The 16,237-nt window shown below is 63.9% G+C and carries 19 protein-coding genes and 2 tRNA genes; 13 read left to right on the plus strand and 8 right to left on the minus strand.

Annotated features, from left to right (window positions below; genetic code table 11):
* Positions 1 to 185 precede the first annotated feature (185 nt).
* Both nifE and nifN read left to right on the plus strand, forming a co-directional pair.
* Entirely contained in the window at positions 186 to 1,538 is a 1,353-nt protein-coding gene (nifE, locus tag HW932_RS09845) for a nitrogenase iron-molybdenum cofactor biosynthesis protein NifE (RefSeq protein WP_176976312.1), read from the plus strand.
* Positions 1,526 to 2,854, plus strand: coding sequence for a nitrogenase iron-molybdenum cofactor biosynthesis protein NifN (gene nifN / locus HW932_RS09850; protein ID WP_176976313.1), 1,329 nt, complete (start codon positions 1,526 to 1,528; stop codon positions 2,852 to 2,854). The genes nifE and nifN overlap by 13 nt, the downstream gene beginning before the upstream one ends.
* Before the next feature lie 78 nt (positions 2,855 to 2,932).
* Here the strand turns inward: nifN and HW932_RS09855 are convergent, their stop codons facing one another.
* On the minus strand, positions 2,933 to 3,205 hold the full coding sequence (locus tag HW932_RS09855; protein WP_222932294.1) for a TOBE domain-containing protein: 273 nt from the start codon (positions 3,203 to 3,205) through the stop codon (positions 2,933 to 2,935).
* A gap of 191 nt (positions 3,206 to 3,396) precedes the next feature.
* Between HW932_RS09855 and HW932_RS09860 the strand changes: the two genes are divergently transcribed.
* From HW932_RS09860 to HW932_RS09875, 4 genes are all read left to right on the plus strand, one after another.
* A complete protein-coding gene (locus HW932_RS09860) occupies positions 3,397 to 3,951 on the plus strand; it encodes a cyclin-dependent kinase inhibitor 3 family protein (RefSeq protein ID WP_012970103.1) in 555 nt (184 codons plus the stop codon).
* A 26-nt stretch (positions 3,952 to 3,977) separates the two neighbouring features.
* The gene (locus tag HW932_RS09865; RefSeq protein ID WP_246296756.1) at positions 3,978 to 4,661 is read left to right on the plus strand and encodes a hypothetical protein; all 684 of its coding nucleotides are present in this window, start codon (positions 3,978 to 3,980) and stop codon (positions 4,659 to 4,661) included.
* Between the two features lie 186 nt (positions 4,662 to 4,847).
* Positions 4,848 to 6,068 carry an RNA-guided endonuclease InsQ/TnpB family protein gene (locus HW932_RS09870; RefSeq protein WP_176976315.1) on the plus strand — a complete coding sequence of 407 codons (1,221 nt, stop codon included), beginning with the start codon at positions 4,848 to 4,850 and terminating at the stop codon, positions 6,066 to 6,068.
* A 270-nt stretch (positions 6,069 to 6,338) separates the two neighbouring features.
* Positions 6,339 to 6,767: a TOBE domain-containing protein gene (locus HW932_RS09875; RefSeq protein ID WP_176976316.1), complete on the plus strand. Its 429-nt coding sequence runs from the start codon at positions 6,339 to 6,341 to the stop codon at positions 6,765 to 6,767.
* A 60-nt stretch (positions 6,768 to 6,827) separates the two neighbouring features.
* On the opposite strand, the gene modC is transcribed toward HW932_RS09875, so the two are convergent.
* From modC to HW932_RS09895, 4 genes are all read right to left on the minus strand, one after another.
* Positions 6,828 to 7,913 (minus strand): molybdenum ABC transporter ATP-binding protein, encoded by a 1,086-nt coding sequence (gene modC / locus HW932_RS09880; protein ID WP_176976317.1) that lies wholly within the window; start codon positions 7,911 to 7,913, stop codon positions 6,828 to 6,830.
* A 4-nt stretch (positions 7,914 to 7,917) separates the two neighbouring features.
* Positions 7,918 to 8,595, minus strand: a complete 678-nt coding sequence (gene modB / locus HW932_RS09885; RefSeq protein WP_176976318.1) for a molybdate ABC transporter permease subunit — start codon at positions 8,593 to 8,595, stop codon at positions 7,918 to 7,920.
* 15 nt (positions 8,596 to 8,610) lie between these two features.
* Entirely contained in the window at positions 8,611 to 9,363 is a 753-nt protein-coding gene (gene modA / locus HW932_RS09890) for a molybdate ABC transporter substrate-binding protein (protein WP_176976319.1), read from the minus strand.
* Between the two features lie 103 nt (positions 9,364 to 9,466).
* Complete coding sequence (locus HW932_RS09895; protein WP_176976320.1) at positions 9,467 to 10,279, minus strand: TOBE domain-containing protein; 813 nt, start codon at positions 10,277 to 10,279, stop codon at positions 9,467 to 9,469.
* Between the two features lie 249 nt (positions 10,280 to 10,528).
* Between HW932_RS09895 and orn the strand changes: the two genes are divergently transcribed.
* On the plus strand, positions 10,529 to 11,077 hold the full coding sequence (gene orn, locus HW932_RS09900) for an oligoribonuclease (RefSeq protein WP_176976321.1): 549 nt from the start codon (positions 10,529 to 10,531) through the stop codon (positions 11,075 to 11,077).
* Here orn and lnt read toward each other — a convergent pair.
* Positions 11,047 to 12,594 carry an apolipoprotein N-acyltransferase gene (gene lnt / locus HW932_RS09905; protein WP_246296758.1) on the minus strand — a complete coding sequence of 516 codons (1,548 nt, stop codon included), beginning with the start codon at positions 12,592 to 12,594 and terminating at the stop codon, positions 11,047 to 11,049. The genes orn and lnt overlap by 31 nt on opposite strands.
* Here lnt and HW932_RS22015 point away from each other — a divergent pair.
* Positions 12,593 to 12,724: a hypothetical protein gene (locus HW932_RS22015; protein WP_281358201.1), complete on the plus strand. Its 132-nt coding sequence runs from the start codon at positions 12,593 to 12,595 to the stop codon at positions 12,722 to 12,724. The two genes, lnt and HW932_RS22015, sit on opposite strands and share 2 nt — an antisense overlap.
* Here the strand turns inward: HW932_RS22015 and HW932_RS09910 are convergent.
* Positions 12,708 to 12,784 (minus strand) — tRNA-Met (locus HW932_RS09910). The two genes, HW932_RS22015 and HW932_RS09910, sit on opposite strands and share 17 nt — an antisense overlap.
* A 257-nt stretch (positions 12,785 to 13,041) precedes the next feature.
* Here HW932_RS09910 and HW932_RS09915 point away from each other — a divergent pair.
* Genes HW932_RS09915 through fdxB form a run of 4 tightly spaced genes read left to right on the plus strand, consistent with a single transcriptional unit; the run spans position 13,042 to position 14,631 of the window.
* The gene (locus HW932_RS09915) at positions 13,042 to 13,527 is read left to right on the plus strand and encodes a NifB/NifX family molybdenum-iron cluster-binding protein (RefSeq protein ID WP_176976323.1); all 486 of its coding nucleotides are present in this window, start codon (positions 13,042 to 13,044) and stop codon (positions 13,525 to 13,527) included.
* A 44-nt stretch (positions 13,528 to 13,571) separates the two neighbouring features.
* Positions 13,572 to 14,039 (plus strand): NifX-associated nitrogen fixation protein, encoded by a 468-nt coding sequence (locus HW932_RS09920; RefSeq protein ID WP_176976324.1) that lies wholly within the window; start codon positions 13,572 to 13,574, stop codon positions 14,037 to 14,039.
* 17 nt (positions 14,040 to 14,056) lie between these two features.
* On the plus strand, positions 14,057 to 14,266 hold the full coding sequence (locus HW932_RS09925; protein ID WP_176976325.1) for a CCE_0567 family metalloprotein: 210 nt from the start codon (positions 14,057 to 14,059) through the stop codon (positions 14,264 to 14,266).
* Between the two features lie 56 nt (positions 14,267 to 14,322).
* Positions 14,323 to 14,631: a ferredoxin III, nif-specific gene (gene fdxB, locus HW932_RS09930; protein ID WP_176976326.1), complete on the plus strand. Its 309-nt coding sequence runs from the start codon at positions 14,323 to 14,325 to the stop codon at positions 14,629 to 14,631.
* 88 nt (positions 14,632 to 14,719) lie between these two features.
* Here fdxB and HW932_RS09935 read toward each other — a convergent pair.
* A tRNA-Glu gene (locus HW932_RS09935) sits at positions 14,720 to 14,794 on the minus strand.
* Between the two features lie 97 nt (positions 14,795 to 14,891).
* On the opposite strand from HW932_RS09935, the gene pcnB reads away from it, so the two are divergent.
* Positions 14,892 to 16,229 carry a polynucleotide adenylyltransferase PcnB gene (gene pcnB / locus HW932_RS09940; protein ID WP_176976327.1) on the plus strand — a complete coding sequence of 446 codons (1,338 nt, stop codon included), beginning with the start codon at positions 14,892 to 14,894 and terminating at the stop codon, positions 16,227 to 16,229.
* Positions 16,230 to 16,237 lie beyond the last annotated feature (8 nt).

Genomic DNA, 16,237 nt, shown 5'->3' on the forward strand with positions numbered 1-16,237 from the left:
GGTGCGTGGAGCAAATCGCACACGCCGCTATGCTTTTTGTGCATAACGCCACATCCCTTGGCCGGGTGAGCGATCTTCGGCCATGGCGCTCGCGTGTCGGTATCAGCGGATCAGTCGGGCGGCCAAGGATGGCAGCTTTCTTGCTAGTGCAGGACATGACTGTTAGATGAGGAGCGGAAAACGTCGTGTCATCCAAACCGAAAATCAAAGAATTGCTCGTCGAGAGCGCCTGCGAGCACAACAAAGACAAAAAAAAGTCTTGTAACGCTCCCACGCCCGGAGCCACCACCGGCGGCTGTGCGCTTGACGGTGCTCAGATCGCCCTCTTTCCCTTCGCCGATGCCGCTCATCTGATCCATGGCCCCATGTCCTGCATCGGCGGGGCCTGGGAAACGCGCCTGACGCCGACCTCTTGGGCCGGGCGCGACCTGACCCAGACCGGTTTCGCCACCGACATCACGAACAACGATGTGGTGTTCGGCGGCGAGCGGAAGCTGGCCGCCGCCATCGACCATATCGTCTCCAACTATGCGCCCGAGGCCGTGTTCGTCTACTCGACCTGCGTCCCCGCCCTGACCGGGGATGACATCGACGCCGTCTGCAAGCACAGAACCGAGAAACACGGCATCCCCTGCGTGCCTGTGCATGCGCCCGGTTTCGTCGGCGCCAAGAACCTCGGCAGCCGTATCGCCGGCGAAGCCGTGCTGCAACACCTGATCGGGACCAAGGAACCGGAGTACACGACCCCCTTCGATATCAACCTGATCGGCGAGCACAACAACACCGGCGAGCTCTGGCGCTACCGGCATCTGCTCGAAGAACTCGGCATCCGCGTGCTCTCGACCTTCAGCGGCGATGGCCGCATCGCCGAGATCCGCACCGCCCACCGGGCCAGGCTCAACGTGATCGTCTGCGCCAAATCCCTGGTGTCCATGACCCGCAAGATGCAGGAGCGGTACGGCATCCCCTGGATCTCCTGTTCCTTCTACGGCATGACCGATACCTCGGCTGGCCTCCTGGCCATCGCCGAAGCCTTGGGCGATGCCGATCTGATCGAGCGCACCCGCGCGCTGATCGCCCGCGAAGAGGCGCGTCTGAAACAGCAGCTCATCCCGTACCGGGAGGTCTTTGCCGGCAAGAAGGCGGTGCTCAATACCGGCGGCAACAAGGCCTGGTCCATCGCTTCGGCGCTCCAGGATCTGGGGATCGAGGTCGTGGCGACATCGGTGCGCAAGTCGACGGAGGAGGATAAGGCCAAGGCGCGGCAATACCTCGGCGAGAAGGCCATTCTGATGACCAATCCGGCGACTCAGCAGGCGAAGGTCATCGACGAGACAGGGGCCCATCTGCTCCTGGCCGGCGGGCGTTCACTCTATACCGCGATCAAAAAGCGGATCGCCTTTACCGACGTCAATCAGGAAAAGAAGAAGAGCTACGGCGGTTACGACGGGCTCCTGGTCCTCGCCGAAGACCTCAAGAATTCATTGCAGAATCCGGTTTTCGAACTGGTCGACAGGAAAGCGCCATGGCAGAAGTAAAACGCAAGTCGGGCAAGCCGCTTCAGGTCAATCCCCATAAGCTGTCACAGCCGATGGGGGCGACCATGGCGTTCCTGGGAGTCGACCGCTGTATGCCCCTGATGCACGGCGCTCAGGGCTGCGCCAGTTTCGCCAAGGTGATGTTCACCCGCCATTTCTGCGAGCCCGTCGCCCTGCAGACGACGGCGGTGAACGACGTGATCGCCGTGCTCGATGGCGGCGACTACAGTATCGTCGAGTCGATCAAGAACATTCACGACAAGGTCGCCCCTGAGCTGATCGGGCTGCATACCACCGGGCTGACCGAGACCAAGGGGGACGATATCCGAGGCATCGCCGGCAAGATCGACGTGCCTCTGGTCTATGTCAACACCCCGGATTTCAAAGGCGGCCTGGAGAGCGGCTGGACCCTGACCACCCAGGCGCTGATCGATCAGCTCACCGAGCCCGGCGACCGGATCGATGCGCAGAAGATGGTTCTGGTCCCTCATGTCAGTCTGCTGCCCATCGAGGTCGAGAAGCTCCGGGAGGTCATCGAATCATTCGGCTTCACGGTCGTTGCCGTGCCGGATCTGTCCTCCTCGCTCGACAACCATCTGGGTGAAAAACAGGCATCCTTGAGCAGCGGCGGGGTGACGGTCGCTGAACTCAGGCAGCTGGCGGATGCGGCCTTCGTCGTCACGGTCGGGGGTTCCGTCAAGCCCGTCGGCGCGACCTTGCAGGCCAAGAATCCGGCGATTCGGCACCGGCACTTCAATCATGTCAGCGGTCTGGAGGGAACCGACGCGCTGGTGGCCTGGCTGCTCGAAGTGAGCGGTCGGGATGCGCCTCCGGCAGCGGTCGAACGCTGGCGCAAGCGGCTTCAGGACGCCATGCTCGACAGCCATTTCTCCATCGGGCAGACCCGTTTCCTGCTCGCTGCGGAGCCTGATCATCTGGCGGCCATGGCCGCGTCCCTGCGCGAGGTCGGGGGCAAAGTCACCCTGGCGATCGCGACGGTCGATTCGCCGATCCTCGCTGAGATCGATGCGGATCAGGTGATCGTCGGGGATCTCGAAGACGCCGAAAACATGAGCGAGTCTTACGACCTGATCATCGGCAATTATCACACCGAGTCCCTCGCGCATCGTGTGGGGAAAAAGGCGGTCATGCGGGGCATCCCCAATTATGAAGAGGTCGGGAGCGCCTTGAAAAATGATGTGCTCTACGAGGGTAGCGCCTATTTTCTCTTCGAGATCGCCAATGCCGCCGAAAAGATGAGAGAAGCGCGGGTTCACCATGCGCGTGAGCAGATCAAGCGGCAAGGTAGCGCGTAGTTCCATCTCGCCGGTTACGGGGCGTTTGCCGTAGCGGCATTGATCGCTGTTCTGCATGGCGATGATCTCGGTGGCGGTTCAGGGTGAACAGGGGTCGAAGCGCGTCGCCTCGGTGTCCGTGGCGCGTCCCGACAAGGGGATGATCGCTGCGTGCGGGATTCCGAGTCGGGTGCGACTGCCGGGCCTCGGTGTCGGGGTCCGGCTGTCGAGCCGGATCTGGATGGCCGTGTGATCGGGCAGGCGGCCCAGCAGTGTCCGGTCGTCGTCCAGTGCGATGACGCGGGTGATCTCGATCTCCAGTCCCAGCGCGTCGCCGAGACGCAGTCCATCGGGCCGGATGGCGATGACCACGACACGCCCATGATCGGTGTAGTGCTCTGCGGGAAATGGCGCTTCGCCCGCAGGCGAGCGATCACGACGGCATCGCCTGGCAGCCGGAGGTCGACAGCGCGAGGTGTGCTGCCGGATACTGCGACCTGGCGATCGCCTCGGCTATCGGCCACTGTATGCGAGCTGAAACCTTTCTCGTCGGCCAGACCCGTATGCCAACACCCCGGACCAGCCAGACCCATCCTCTACAGATCGCGGAAGTCCGCGCAACGCCGTCGCACGGGCGGATCGGGATCACCTTCTGTCCAGGCAAGCATGACCCCTTTGCCCACACGGGAGCCTGGGAGCGCGATCTCGGCAGCGATTTGGATGCCATCGCAGCTTGGGGCGCGCGGCTGGTGCTGACCCTGCTGGAGCCGGCCGAACTCGTGGCGCTCAAGGTTCCGTCTCTCGGGCAGGAGATTCAGCGCCGAGGCATCGCGTGGCTGCATCTGCCCATTGCCGACTACTCCGTTCCAACCGAGGCGTTCGAGCACCAATGGGTCACGCAAGGCTGTGCGATCCGCGAGCGACTGCGCCACGGCGATGACGTGCTCGTGCATTGCCGGGGCGGACTGGGGCGGGCGGGGATGATCGCGGCGCGGCTGCTCGTCGAGCTGGGCGTGGACACCGAAGAGGCGATCCGCTCCGTGCGCGGCGCGCGCCGGGGCGCCATCGAAACGCCCGCGCAACTCGCCCTGGTGCGCCGTATCGTTCCGCTTCCCTGAGCCGAGTCGCCGTGATGAGCGTTGGAATGCCCGTGATCGATACGGCCGCCATGCAGCGCGTCGGCGGACAGCTGGGCACCAATCCCGCCGGCATTTACCAGGACGCGCGCGGGCGACGCTACTATGTGAAGACGCTAGAGTCTGCCGCGCATGCGCGCAATGAAACCATCGCGGCCCGGCTCTACCGCCTGGCGGGCGCCCCGACCCTGACGTATGTGCACACCACGGCTCCCGACCAGATCGCCACGCAATGGGTTCAGCTCGACAAGACATGCGTGGCGCACTTCACCGAGCACGAGCGCCGGCAGGCGCAGCGGTGGTTCGGCGTGCATGCCTGGACGGCCAATTGGGACGCGGCGGGTTTCGTGGGCGACAATCAGGGCGTCCTCGCTGGAACCGTGTTGACGCTCGATGTGGGGGGCGCGCTGGCGTTCCGGGCTCACGGCGATCCCAAGGGGCGAGCGTTCGGCACCCGCGTGGACGAGCTCGATGTCCTGCGGAGCGACCAGGACAACCCGCATGCCATCAAGCTCTTCGCGGATATGGGTCCGGATGACATCGAGCGGGCTATCAGGATCGTGGTTGGCCTCCCCGACGAATGGATTCGCCGGGTCATCATCGACAGTGGCGGCAGCGGCAAGCTGGTCGAGAAGATGATTGCGCGCAAAGCCGATATGGCAGAGCGTTTGGCCGATCTAGTGGATGTGTGAGGCCGACCCCGTTTTCCGCACCGCTAACGATGGTGAGGATGAAGGCGGCCAAGCGGGTGTTCCGGCGTTAGAACGGTTCGGATGCAGGCGGTTGGCGGTTTTCATCTGGTCTGTTGACCCAGTTCAGGGCGGGGAAGGATAGCGCGGAGGGCGGAGCCGTCCTTGGGTTTCAGGTATGATCGAGCCATGCAACGCCTTCAAGCCTACAAGTACGCACTCCGGCCCACGGGTCAGCAGGAGCGGCAGTTGCGCCGCTTCGCCGGATCGTGCCGGTTTGTCTACAACCGGGCGCTAGCGTTGCAGCAGGCGCGTTATGAGCACGGCGAGCCGAAGCTCGGTTACGCGGGGCTGTGCCAGTGCCTCACCGACTGGCGCAACCGCCCGGAGACGGCCTGGCTGGCCGAGGCGCCGGTTCATCCGCTGCAACAGACGCTCAAGGACTTGGAGCGGGCCTATACCAACTTCTTCGCCCAGCGGGCGGCGTTTCCCCGCTTCAAGAAGAAAGGGCAAGGCGACAGTTTCCGCTACCCGGACCCCAAGCAGATCAAGCTCGATCAGGCCAACCGCCGGATCTTTCTGCCCAAGCTCGGCTGGCTGCGCTATCGCCACAGTCGGGACGTGCTCGGTGTGGTGAAGAACGTCACCGTGAGCCGGTCGGGCGGCCAGTGGTTCGTGTCGATTCAGACCGCGCGCGCGGTCGATCCGCCCATCCCGCAAGGCGGCGCCGTCGGCCTCGACCTGGGTATCGTCCGCTTCGCCACGCTCTCCGACGGCACGTTCTACGCACCGCTCAACAGCTTCAAGCGCCATGAAACGGCCTTGCGCCAGGCGCAGCAGGCACTGAGCCGCAAGGTGAAGTTCAGCCGCAATTGGAAGAAGGCGAAAGCCCGCGTCCAGAAGATTCATTCCCGGATTGGTAATGCCCGCCGCGACTACCTGCACAAGACCTCGACCACGATCAGCCAAAACCACGCGATGGTGTGTATCGAGGACTTGCCGGTACGCCATCTGTCCAAATCAGCGGCCGGCACCACCGAGCAGCCAGGCCGGAACGTTCGGGCCAAATCCGGTTTGAACAAGTCCATCCTCGACCAAGGTTGGTACGAGTTCCGCCGCCAGTTGGACTACAAGCTGGCCTGGAAGGGCGGCTGGCTCATCGCCGTGCCACCGCGCAACACCAGCCGCACCTGTCCGTGTTGTGGTCATGTGTCGGCCGACAACCGCCGGACGCAAGCCCGGTTCGCCTGTGTGGAATGTGGTTTCGAGGAACACGCCGATCTCGTCGGCGCGATCAATGTGTTAAGGGCGGGACACGCCCGGTTCGCCTGTGAAGTGAGCGGTGCTGTCAGGCCGCCAGCAGCAGGAACCCACCGAAGCGACTCCGGCACGGCTCAAAGCCGCGTTTGAGCGCCGTAGGAATCCCCCACCTTCAGGCGGGGGAGGATGTCAACAGCTTGAATGGTGCGATGGCGTTGGAAGGCATTGATCGTGGAATCGCTATGTTTGAAAAACTATAGCGCCGATTAGGGTCAGAGTGAATCGATGCATGCCAGCTTCGCCGCCAGCGCTATGGTGGCAAATACCAACCGCCTCGCCCTACAGTCAGGACACGGTTCGCCGAAGCCCTAAAGGGACGGTGTCCGTTGTTCCCTGTCCTCAGAAAAAGCGAGATCCGACATGAAAATCAGTGCACGCAACATCTTCCGTGGAACCGTCGACGCCGTTCGCACCGGGGCCGTCAACAGCGAGGTGGATCTCACGCTGTCCGGCGGCGAGAAGCTGGTCGCCATGATCACCAACGAGAGTGCCCAAGCGCTCGGGCTGGCGGCCGGCAAAGAGGCTGTGGCGCTCGTCAAGGCGTCGTCCGTGCTGGTCATGACCGACGAGGCGGGTATTCGGCTCAGCGCGCGCAACTGTCTGGCCGGAACCGTCAAGGCCGTCACCTCGGGTCCGGTGAGCGCCGAAGTGACCATTGCCCTGACCGGCGGCGCCGAGGTTCATGCCACCATCACCCACAACGCCGCTGACGAGCTGGGACTCGAACCTGGCAGCCCCGCCACGGCGGTCTTCAAGGCCTCGTCCGTCATCCTGGGCGTCCCGGCCTGAGCCATCCCGTCCGATCAGTGGCCGGCATTCTCGCGTTGGGAGTGCCGGTGTCTTCCGACGTCAATCCATCAAGGCCACCGCCTTGACCTGAGCGAAGACGCTCTGGCCCTCATGCAGCCGCAGCCGGTCGCGCGAGTGGCGGGTGATGCGGGCCAGCAGCGGTGTTTTCTCGCCAGCCCCCGTGCAGAGCTTGACCAGCACCTGTGCCTGTTCGATCTCGCGCATCTCCAGGATGCGCGCGGGCAGGATGTTGAGGATGCTGGACGCTCCCGGTTCGTCCAGGGCCAGACTGACATCGCGCGCATGGATACGCACCCGCACCAGCTCATGGATGTCGCGATCGAGTCGCGCCACGCTCAGATGGCCGCCCTGGATCTCCAGCCGCGTCAGGGCATAGTCGTCGTCATGACTCAGAACCACGCCCTCGATGATGGCGCTCGCCTCCTGATCCTGAGCGAGCGCGAGATCGAGCCGGCTGAACAGCTCGTTCACCGGCCCCTGGGCGCGCACGCGCCCCTGTTCCACCAACACCACGGTATCGGCCAGCCGCGCGACCTCGTCGGGCGAGTGGCTGACATAGAGCACCGGAATCTCCAGCGCGTCGTGCAGCCGCTCCAGATAGGGCAGGATCTCCTGCTTGCGCTTGAGATCGAGCGCGGCCAGCGGCTCGTCCATCAGCAGCAGTCGCGGCTGGACCGCCAGGGCGCGGGCGATGGCCACGCGCTGGCGTTCGCCGCCCGAGAGCTGATGCGGGCGCCGGTCGAGCAGATGACCGATGCCGAGCAGCGCGACGGCCTGTTCCAGCGCCGCGCCATCCATGGCGTTGCCGACGCGCTTCATGCCGTATTCCAGATTGCCGCGCGCGGTCAGATGCGGGAAGAGACTCGCCTCCTGGAACACATAGCCCAGCGGGCGCTTGTGGGTCGGCAGAAAGATCCGGTCATCCTGCCAGACCTCGCCATTGACGCTCAGACGGCCATCCTGGATACGGATCAGCCCGGCGACCAGACGCAGCAGGGTCGTCTTGCCCGAGCCGGAATGCCCGAACAGAGCCGTGACCCCGCGTCCCGGCAGTTCGAGATCCACGTTCAGCGTGAATTCCGGATAGTCGAGATGGAAGCGGGCCTGGATGTGATCGGTCGTCATGGGGTCAGAAACGGCGTTGGTTGGGGTTGAGGGTATAGAGCGCCAGCAGCACCAGGAACGAGAAGATCACCATGCTCATGGCCAGCCAGTGGGCCTGACCGTACTCCATGGCCTCGACATAGTCGTAGATCTGCACCGAGACCACGCGCGTGGCGCCCGGAATGTTGCCGCCGATCATGAGCACCACGCCGAATTCGCCGACCGTGTGGGCGAACCCCAGGATGGCGGCGGTCAGGAACCCAGGTCGCGCCAGGGGCACCACGACGCTGAAGAAGCGATCCCAGGGGCCGGCGCGCAGGGTCGCGGCCACCTCCAGCGGGCGCTCGCCGAGCGCCTCGATGGCATTCTGGATCGGCTGCACCACGAAGGGCATCGAATAGAATACCGAGGCGATCACCAGCCCCCAGAAGGTGAAGGGCAGCAGGCCGATCCCGACCGCTTGGGTGAGCTGGCCCACGGGACCATTCGGCCCCATGGCCACCAGCAGATAGAAGCCGATCACCGTGGGCGGCAGCACCAGGGGGAGCGCCACCACGGCGCCGACCGGCCCCTTCCAGCGCGAGCGGGTGCGCGCCAGCCACCAGGCGATGGGCGTGCCGATGAGCAGCAGCAGGAGTGTGGTCAGGCCGGCCAGACGGAATGTCAGCCAGATCGCCTGGATGTCGGCATCGGAGAAGCCCATGGCGCGCCCGTCCGATCAGATCTCGTAGCCGAAGGAGCGGATGATGGCCTTGACCTTGTCGCTCTTCAGATAATCCATGAAGGCATTCGCTGCCGCGTTGCCTTCGCCAGTCTTCAGGATCACCGCGTCCTGACGGATCGGCTCATGCATCTCGGCCGGGACGACCCAGGCCGAACCCCCGGTGATCTGGCCATCCTTGAACGCCTGTGACAGGGCGACGAAGCCCAACTCGGCGTTGCCGGTGCTGACGAACTGATAGGTCTGAGCGATGTTCTCGCCCTGGACCAGCTTGGGCGCGAGCATCTGATCGACCTGAAGCGCCTTCATGACCTCGACGGCGGCGGTGCCGTAGGGTGCGGTCTTGGGGTTGGCGATGGCGAGCTTGCGGAACTGGTTGCGCCCCAGCACGCGGGCGCCATCCTTGATGAGCGCGGGATCGGCGCTCCACAGCACCAGGGTGCCCGTGGCATAGGTGAAACGGGTTCCGGGCCGTGTCATGCCCTCGTCTTCCAGTTTGGCGGGCGTGGTGTCATCGGCCGCCAGGAACACTTGGAAGGGGGCGCCGTTCGTGATCTGGGCGTAGAACTTGCCTGTCGAGCCGTAGGCGGCCTCGGCCTTGTGGCCGGTGTCCTGGGCGAAGGCCTCGGCGATGACCTTCATGGGGGCGGTGAAATTGGCCGCGACCGCGACCTGAACGGTCTCGGCCTGCGCGGCACAGGCGCCGGCGAGCAGGGCTAGGGCGGTGAGTGTCTTGGGTATGGTTTTCATGCGGGTTCTCCTGATCTGCAATCTTCTGACGCGGATGAAGTGGATGGCTATATCCATAAAGATATAACGGCTGGCGCAACAACGAATCGTTACAACCAACCGCTCAATCCTTGACGGCCAGGATGACGTGCGGGGCCTTGATCAGGGCGCAGGCGCGCTCGCCGACGGTCAGCTCCAGATCTGTGGCGCTCTCATTGGTGATCATGGCTGTGAGTCGGGTTCCGCCGTCGAGCGCCAGCACCACCTCAGTGTTGACCGCGCCCGTGACGATACGCTCGACGACGCCGCACAGCCGGTTGCGCGCCGAGGTCTTGAGTCCGCCGTCCTCGGTGGCGAGGATGACGAAGGACGCCTTGATGAGGGCGAAGGCCTCGGCGCCGACCGTCAGACCCAGCGCAGAGACGCTGTCGTTGGTGATGATGGCGACCAGTGGATCGCCGTTGACGTCGAGCGTGACCTCGGCATTGACCGCGCCGGGCTTGATCGCGGAGACGATCCCGCGCAGATGATTGCGTGTGCTGACTTTCATGCTCAATGTTCCCAAGAGTGCGTGAAAATGATCGAAATCCTGAATGCCCGCGCTCAGACGCTCCAGAAAGCGCCGGTGCTCGCGCTCGGCGGCCTCGTAGACCGCGATCAGGCGGCGTCCCTCCTCGGTGAGTTCGGTCCCGCCGCCATGCCGCCCGCCGACCTGACGCCGCACCAGCGGCTCGGGCGAAAGGTTGTTCATGGCATCGACCGAGTCCCAGGCCTGTTTGTAGGACATGCCCAGTGACTTGGCCGCGCGCGAGATCGATCCGGTCTCCGCGATGCGGCGCAACAGATCGATTCGGCCATGACCGGCGAACTTCTGGTGATTCAGCTCCAGTCGCAGCGCGCCGCTGGTCTCCAGGCCCTGTTCGAGGCTGTGCGTCATGACGGTCGGTCTCCGAGTCGGGTGTTATATCCAAGACGATATAACGCAGATCAGACAGCAAATTCAAGGCCAACGTCAATGAGGGTTCAGGCGTGCCTTGGGTTTCCGTTCTTTGGTGGCGTTTTCTGAGCCAAGGCGACACTTCGCGCGAGCGGTCGATGTGCGAACCTGGTGCACGAGGCGCGTGGCTCGACCGGCAATGATGCGACAATGTGCGCGAAACCGAACAATCGAACGGACCTGAGGCACATGAGCAAGAGCGAGCACAACCTGATCTGGATGGATCTGGAGATGACCGGACTGGATCCCGACCGCGACCGTATCCTGGAGATTGCGACTCTCATCACGGACAGCCGGCTCCAGGTGTTGGCCGAGGGGCCGGTCATGGCGATCCATCAGGACGAGGCCATTCTGGCGGATCTGGACGACTGGAATCGCGAACACCACGGTGCGTCCGGGCTGCTGGAGCGCGTGCGTCTGAGTCCGTATAGCGTGCGCGATGCCGAAACGGCGACGCTCGACTTTCTGGCTCAATACGTCCCGTCCGGCGCCTCGCCCCTGTGCGGCAACAGCATCTGTCAGGATCGACGCTTCCTGGCGCGCTGGATGCCGCGTCTGGAAGCCTACTGCCACTATCGCAACCTGGATGTGAGCACGCTCAAGATCCTCGCCCAGCGCTGGGCGCCCGAGGTGGCGAGCGGTTTCAAGAAGGAATCACGCCATTTGGCGCTCGACGACATCCGCGAATCCATCGACGAACTGCGCCACTATCGCGCCCATTTGTTGAAGGTCGACTGAATCAGGCGTCGAATTTGGCGCCGGCCGCCGAGCAGGGTCAAAACGAGCGCCAGACTCACCGCCGGCCAGTGGCCGAACCGGCTGAAGGGTGTGGCGCCCTGGCGCGGCTGGATCTCGGCCGTGACCGCGCCGCGCACGAAGGAGGGCAGGGTGTCGATCAGGCGACCGCGATGGTCGATGATGGCCGAGATCCCGGTATTGGTGGCTCGCAGCAGATCGCGCCCGGTCTCCAGCGCCCGCATCCGCGCAATCTCCAGATGCTGCGGCGGGGCGAGCGAGTCGCCGAACCAGGCATCGTTGCTGACGTTGATCAGATAGGCCGCTTCGGGCAGAGCCTGGATCACCTCAATGGGAAAGGCATCCTCATAGCAGATGGAGACGCCGACCTGATGCGCGCCCACGTTCAGCAGCGGACGGCGATTGTCGCCGGGGCTGAAGTCCGACATCGGCACCTCGAACAGATCCACCAGCGGCCCGAGCCAGGACTTGAAGGGCAGGAACTCGCCGAAGGGCACCAGATGGCGCTTGGCGTAGAGATCCTCCCGGCTTCCGATCGCCAGCAGCCCGTTGAAATAGCGTCCGCTCTCCAGATCCATCGCAGGTAGCCCGAGCACGATCTCGGTCCCTTCAGCGCGCGCCCGTTCGGCGAGCGGATCGAGCAGTGATGCACGGATCTGGTGCAGGAAGTCGGGCAGGGCGGTTTCGGGCCAGACGATCAGGTCCGAGTCCAGATGTTCCAGGGTCAGATCGACATGGGTCTCGGCGATCATCAGTCGCGCTTCGGGATCCCACTTGATCGACTGCGGGATATTGGCCTGGAGCACGCTGGCGCGCAGCGGTGGACCGGCCGGTTGAGTCCAGTCGACGGCGCTCAGTCCGGCCCCGCCGATCCAGAGTGCCGCCAGCGCGACCCCGGCGCCGATCCGCGCGCGGTCACGCCAGTGGATCGCGCACCACAGCAACCCGCCCGAGAACGCAACCAGCAGACTGATGCCATGTACGCCCAGGATCGGCGCATAGCCGGCCAGAGGTCCCGCGATCTGTCCATAGCCCAGACTGAGCCAGGGAAAGCCGGTGAACAGCCAGCCGCGTATCCATTCGAGCAGCACAACGGCTCCTGGAAGCAGGAGCAGCGGCCCAACCCAGACCGGAGCGCCTGCGTCCAGACGCCGCACCAGCCAGCCGGACGCGCCGCTGTAGAGGGCCATGACCGCGATGAACAGCGCCGTGAGCAGATGCGCGACCCAGGCGTCCATGTTGCCGAATTCGTTGAGACTGATCCGAATCCAGAACACGCCGAAGCCGAACAGGCCCATGCCGAACAGCCAGCCGCGCTGGAAGGCGGCCCGTGGGCTGGCTTCCGTGAGCGACTGATAGAACGCTGCGATGGCGAGCACGGCGACAGGAGACAGCGAGAAGGGGGCAAAGCTGAGGACTGTCAACGCACCCGCGCCGAGCGCGAGCAGTGCCGGCGGGATCGGGAGGCGCGCAAGAGCCGGCTTGAGCAGAGAAACCATGGAGATCGCCATCGGACGGATTGGAGGCGCCGTTTCTATCAGTCGCGCGCCCGATGGTCAAACGAAAGAGCCGATATCAACAGTCGCTGATATCGGCTCTTTGATGAATTCGATGGTGGCTATGCCCTGACTCGAACAGGGGACCCTCGCATTATGAGTGCGATGCTCTAACCAACTGAGCTACATAGCCAGATGAGACGCGCAATGATAGCGGCCATCGCAACGCGCGTCAAACAGGATCGAAGCGCGATCCATGTCGGGGTTGCGACAAGGCCGCCGATTGTCGCGACCCCGACAGCCGGCAACGCCCGGTCAAGCTATCGAAAGCAGTTGTTTCGATGTCTTTAGTCTAATCAAATCAAGTCACTAAAGGTCTTTGTCATGAGGGGCACGATTCATGCATTTCGCATGACGACCACCCAAGCCGCCAGGACAGAATCAGCCACCATGTCACTGCAACGCCGCCTGCGCCTTCTGAGTGACCTGAGCGAGACCAGATCTATGAACACGGCGATCCGGGTCGCCTTCGCGACCTCGAACCTCAAGGAAATCGACCAGCACTTCGGGGCCGCCGAATCCTTCGCCATCCACGCGATCGATGCCGAGACGGCCGGCTTGCTGGAAGTCGTCCAGTTCGGCCCAAGCGACATGGACGGCAACGAGGACAAGCTCGAAGCCAGGATCGCCGCGCTCGACGGCTGTGTTGCCGTCTACTGCCAGGCCATCGGCACCTCGGCGATCAGCCGACTGCGTCCTTGCGGCATCCAGCCGATCAAGGTCGCCGCACGCACCCCGCTGAATCAGCTGATCCGCGCACTCCAGGATGAACTGCGCACCGGCCCGAGCGTCTGGCTCGCACGCGCCATCGAGCGCCGGAATCCCGGGGGCGCCAATCGCTTCGATGTCATGGAAGCCGAGGGCTGGAGCGAGTGATCAAGGAATTTGAAATTTCCCCAATGATTCAATAGGTCAATTCCATGAGCGAGACACTGAACATTGAAAACGAAGGACTCCTGCAATCGGTCTTCATCGTCGAGATGGTGCGCCAGATGCGCGCCATCGATTCCTACGGCCAATACGACAAGCTCTCGACCGTCGAACTGCTCGACCCCTTCGTCCTGACCAAGGAGAAGAAACAGGAGATCCCCATCATCGGCGATCCGGACGAACTGGTGGTAGCGCGGGTCAAGGCGTTCTACAACGCGATCTCGGCCATGATCGAATCCGAGTGCGGGCTCATGGCCGTGCCGCTGATCAATCTCACCCACGAAGGCTTCGGACGTGCGCTCATCACGGTCGGCAAGCTGGTGGTGATGGACCGCACCCTGCGCGACGTCCATCGCTTCGGTTTTCCGAGTCTGTCGAAGATGAAGGACGAGGCCGACAAGATCCTTTCGGTCGCGCTCGAGCTCATCGGTGAGCATTCCAAGGTCGCGGGTCTCTGACCCCAGGGGAGGGATCGATGACGCCCGAAGAGCTCAAGTCACTGGAAAAGGCGGTCAGCAAGGCCAAGCGCATTGCCAGCGAGCGCGCGAGCGAACTGCACGATCTGGTCGAGGACCGCTTGCCCGCCGCCTATGAGGAGCTGCCGGCGATCGCTCAGGCGACCTATGACGCCTGTCGCGCCTGGGCCGAGGCCAATGCTCGACTCAAGGCCGCTGCGGCTGGATAGAGAGACGAGGGTACGCCAAGCGTGCCCCGCTGAATTTCGATATCGGAGAACCAAACATGTCTGTCATCACGGGAGTCACACGCGGCGGGGCGTCCTGGACGCCGTCGTTCGTCGTCGCGCTCAATCAACAGAAATGCATCGGCTGCGGCCGCTGCTACAAGGTCTGTCCGCGTGACGTCTTTGAGCTGATCGATCGCGACGATCTGGATCTGGACGACATGGACGACGATGACGCCTTCGACGACGAGGCGCCGGGCATGGTCATGAACCTCAAGGACACGCTCGACTGCATCGGCTGCGAGTCCTGCTCGCGCGTCTGCCCCAAGGGCTGTCTGTCGCACGAACCGCAGATGCTCGCGGCCTGATTGCGAAGCCGGGTGCCAAGGCATCCGGACTTCTTTCGGAATGGCATGAAAAAAGGGCTTGGATGTTCGTCCAAGCCCTTCATTTGTTTGGCGCTCTCTAGGGGATTCGAACCCCTGTTACCGGCGTGAGAGGCCAGCGTCCTAACCACTAGACGAAGAGAGCGGTACTTCGTTCAAGAATGGCGTATTATACGCAGCTCGCCGCGTTAGACAAGCGGCTTTTGAACGATCGATGACAAGGACCATCTACGAAGACATCCATGCAGGATTCCGACCCTCATTCCGCTCCGATCCGTCCCGGCCAGCCTCGGGTGGTGCCGCGTCCCGAGCACAACGTCTCGCGCGCCAACATCAGTGAGCAGGCGCTGCGCGTGCTCTATCGGCTCCGGCAGGAGAACTTCCAGGCCCACCTGGTGGGCGGCGGGGTGCGCGATCTGCTCCTGGGCCATGAGCCCAAGGACTTCGACGTCGCCACCGACGCCACGCCCGAACAGGTGCGCCAGGTGTTTCGCAACTGTCGCCTGATCGGGCGACGGTTCCGTCTGGCGCATGTGCATTTCGGCCGCGACATCATCGAGGTCGCGACCTTCCGCGGCAGCGGCTCGGACGACGGTGAAGATGCCGATCGCCAAGTGCGCGACGGTCTGATCGTGTGCGACAACATCTACGGCACCATCGAGGAAGACGCGCTCAGGCGCGACTTCACCATCAACGCGCTCTACTATGACATCGCCGACTTCGCCCTGATCGACTATGCGGGCGGACTGGACGATCTGCGCGCGGGACGACTGCGGCTGATCGGCGATCCGGTCAAGCGCTATCGCGAGGATCCGGTGCGGATGCTGCGCGCGGTGCGTTTCGCCTGCAAGCTCGGTTTCAGCATCGAGCCGGCGACCGAGCAGCCGCTGTTCGAGCTTGGCCGGCTGTTGCGCGACATCCCGGCCGCGCGCCTGTTCGACGAGCTGCTCAAGCTGTTCCACTCCGGCTATGGGCTGGAAGTGTTCGAGAAGCTGCGTCACTACGGACTCTTCGGTCATCTGTTCCCGGCGACCGAGGCCTGTCTGGCACGCGAGGATCACGACTTCCCGATCACCTTCGTCAGTCGCGGCCTGGCCAATACCGACAAGCGCTTGGCCGAGGACAAGCCGGTCACGCCCGCCTTTCTCTATGCGATCCTGCTGTGGGAGCCGGTGCGGCGGCGCTGGGAGGAACTGGTCGCGCATGGCATGGCGTCCATCGAGGCGATCCTGCTGGCCTCCTCCGAGATCTGCGTCGATCAACAGCCGCTGGTGGCCATCCCCAAGCGCTTCTCGCTGCCGATGCGCGAGATCTGGGCCTTGCAGCCGCGTCTGGAGCAGCGCGACGGCAAGCGGCCCTATCGGCTCATGACCCATCCGCGTTTCCGCGCGGCCTATGACTTCCTGGTGCTGCGCGCCGAGGCCGGTGAGGCCGATCCCGAACTGGCCGACTGGTGGACGCGCTTCCAGGACGCGAGCAGTCAGGAGCGCGCCCGCATGACCGAGCCGTCCGCGCGCCGCAAGCGCCGTCCGCGCCGCCGTCGCAAGCCGTCCGGTTCGAGCGGCGAGTCCGCCGGCTGACGCGATCC

Origin of the sequence: Allochromatium humboldtianum, assembly GCF_013385175.1 — a bacterium.
Taxonomy (GTDB): Bacteria; Pseudomonadota; Gammaproteobacteria; order Chromatiales; family Chromatiaceae; genus Thermochromatium; species Thermochromatium humboldtianum.

Coding starts and splice junctions, on each gene's coding strand:
- modC (WP_176976317.1), bottom strand. CDS start 7,913: ATGACGACCGATCACATCCAGGCCCGCTTCCATCTCGACTATCCGGAA.
- modA (WP_176976319.1), bottom strand. CDS start 9,363: ATGAAAACCATACCCAAGACACTCACCGCCCTAGCCCTGCTCGCCGGC.
- HW932_RS09865 (WP_246296756.1), top strand. CDS start 3,978: ATGCCCGTGATCGATACGGCCGCCATGCAGCGCGTCGGCGGACAGCTG.
- pcnB (WP_176976327.1), top strand. CDS start 14,892: ATGCAGGATTCCGACCCTCATTCCGCTCCGATCCGTCCCGGCCAGCCT.
- nifN (WP_176976313.1), top strand. CDS start 1,526: ATGGCAGAAGTAAAACGCAAGTCGGGCAAGCCGCTTCAGGTCAATCCC.
- modB (WP_176976318.1), bottom strand. CDS start 8,595: ATGGGCTTCTCCGATGCCGACATCCAGGCGATCTGGCTGACATTCCGT.
- HW932_RS09920 (WP_176976324.1), top strand. CDS start 13,572: ATGAGCGAGACACTGAACATTGAAAACGAAGGACTCCTGCAATCGGTC.
- HW932_RS09860 (WP_012970103.1), top strand. CDS start 3,397: ATGCCAACACCCCGGACCAGCCAGACCCATCCTCTACAGATCGCGGAA.
- HW932_RS22015 (WP_281358201.1), top strand. CDS start 12,593: ATGGAGATCGCCATCGGACGGATTGGAGGCGCCGTTTCTATCAGTCGC.
- HW932_RS09925 (WP_176976325.1), top strand. CDS start 14,057: ATGACGCCCGAAGAGCTCAAGTCACTGGAAAAGGCGGTCAGCAAGGCC.
- lnt (WP_246296758.1), bottom strand. CDS start 12,594: ATGGTTTCTCTGCTCAAGCCGGCTCTTGCGCGCCTCCCGATCCCGCCG.
- HW932_RS09915 (WP_176976323.1), top strand. CDS start 13,042: ATGTCACTGCAACGCCGCCTGCGCCTTCTGAGTGACCTGAGCGAGACC.
- fdxB (WP_176976326.1), top strand. CDS start 14,323: ATGTCTGTCATCACGGGAGTCACACGCGGCGGGGCGTCCTGGACGCCG.
- HW932_RS09875 (WP_176976316.1), top strand. CDS start 6,339: ATGAAAATCAGTGCACGCAACATCTTCCGTGGAACCGTCGACGCCGTT.
- HW932_RS09895 (WP_176976320.1), bottom strand. CDS start 10,279: ATGACGCACAGCCTCGAACAGGGCCTGGAGACCAGCGGCGCGCTGCGA.
- HW932_RS09870 (WP_176976315.1), top strand. CDS start 4,848: ATGCAACGCCTTCAAGCCTACAAGTACGCACTCCGGCCCACGGGTCAG.
- orn (WP_176976321.1), top strand. CDS start 10,529: ATGAGCAAGAGCGAGCACAACCTGATCTGGATGGATCTGGAGATGACC.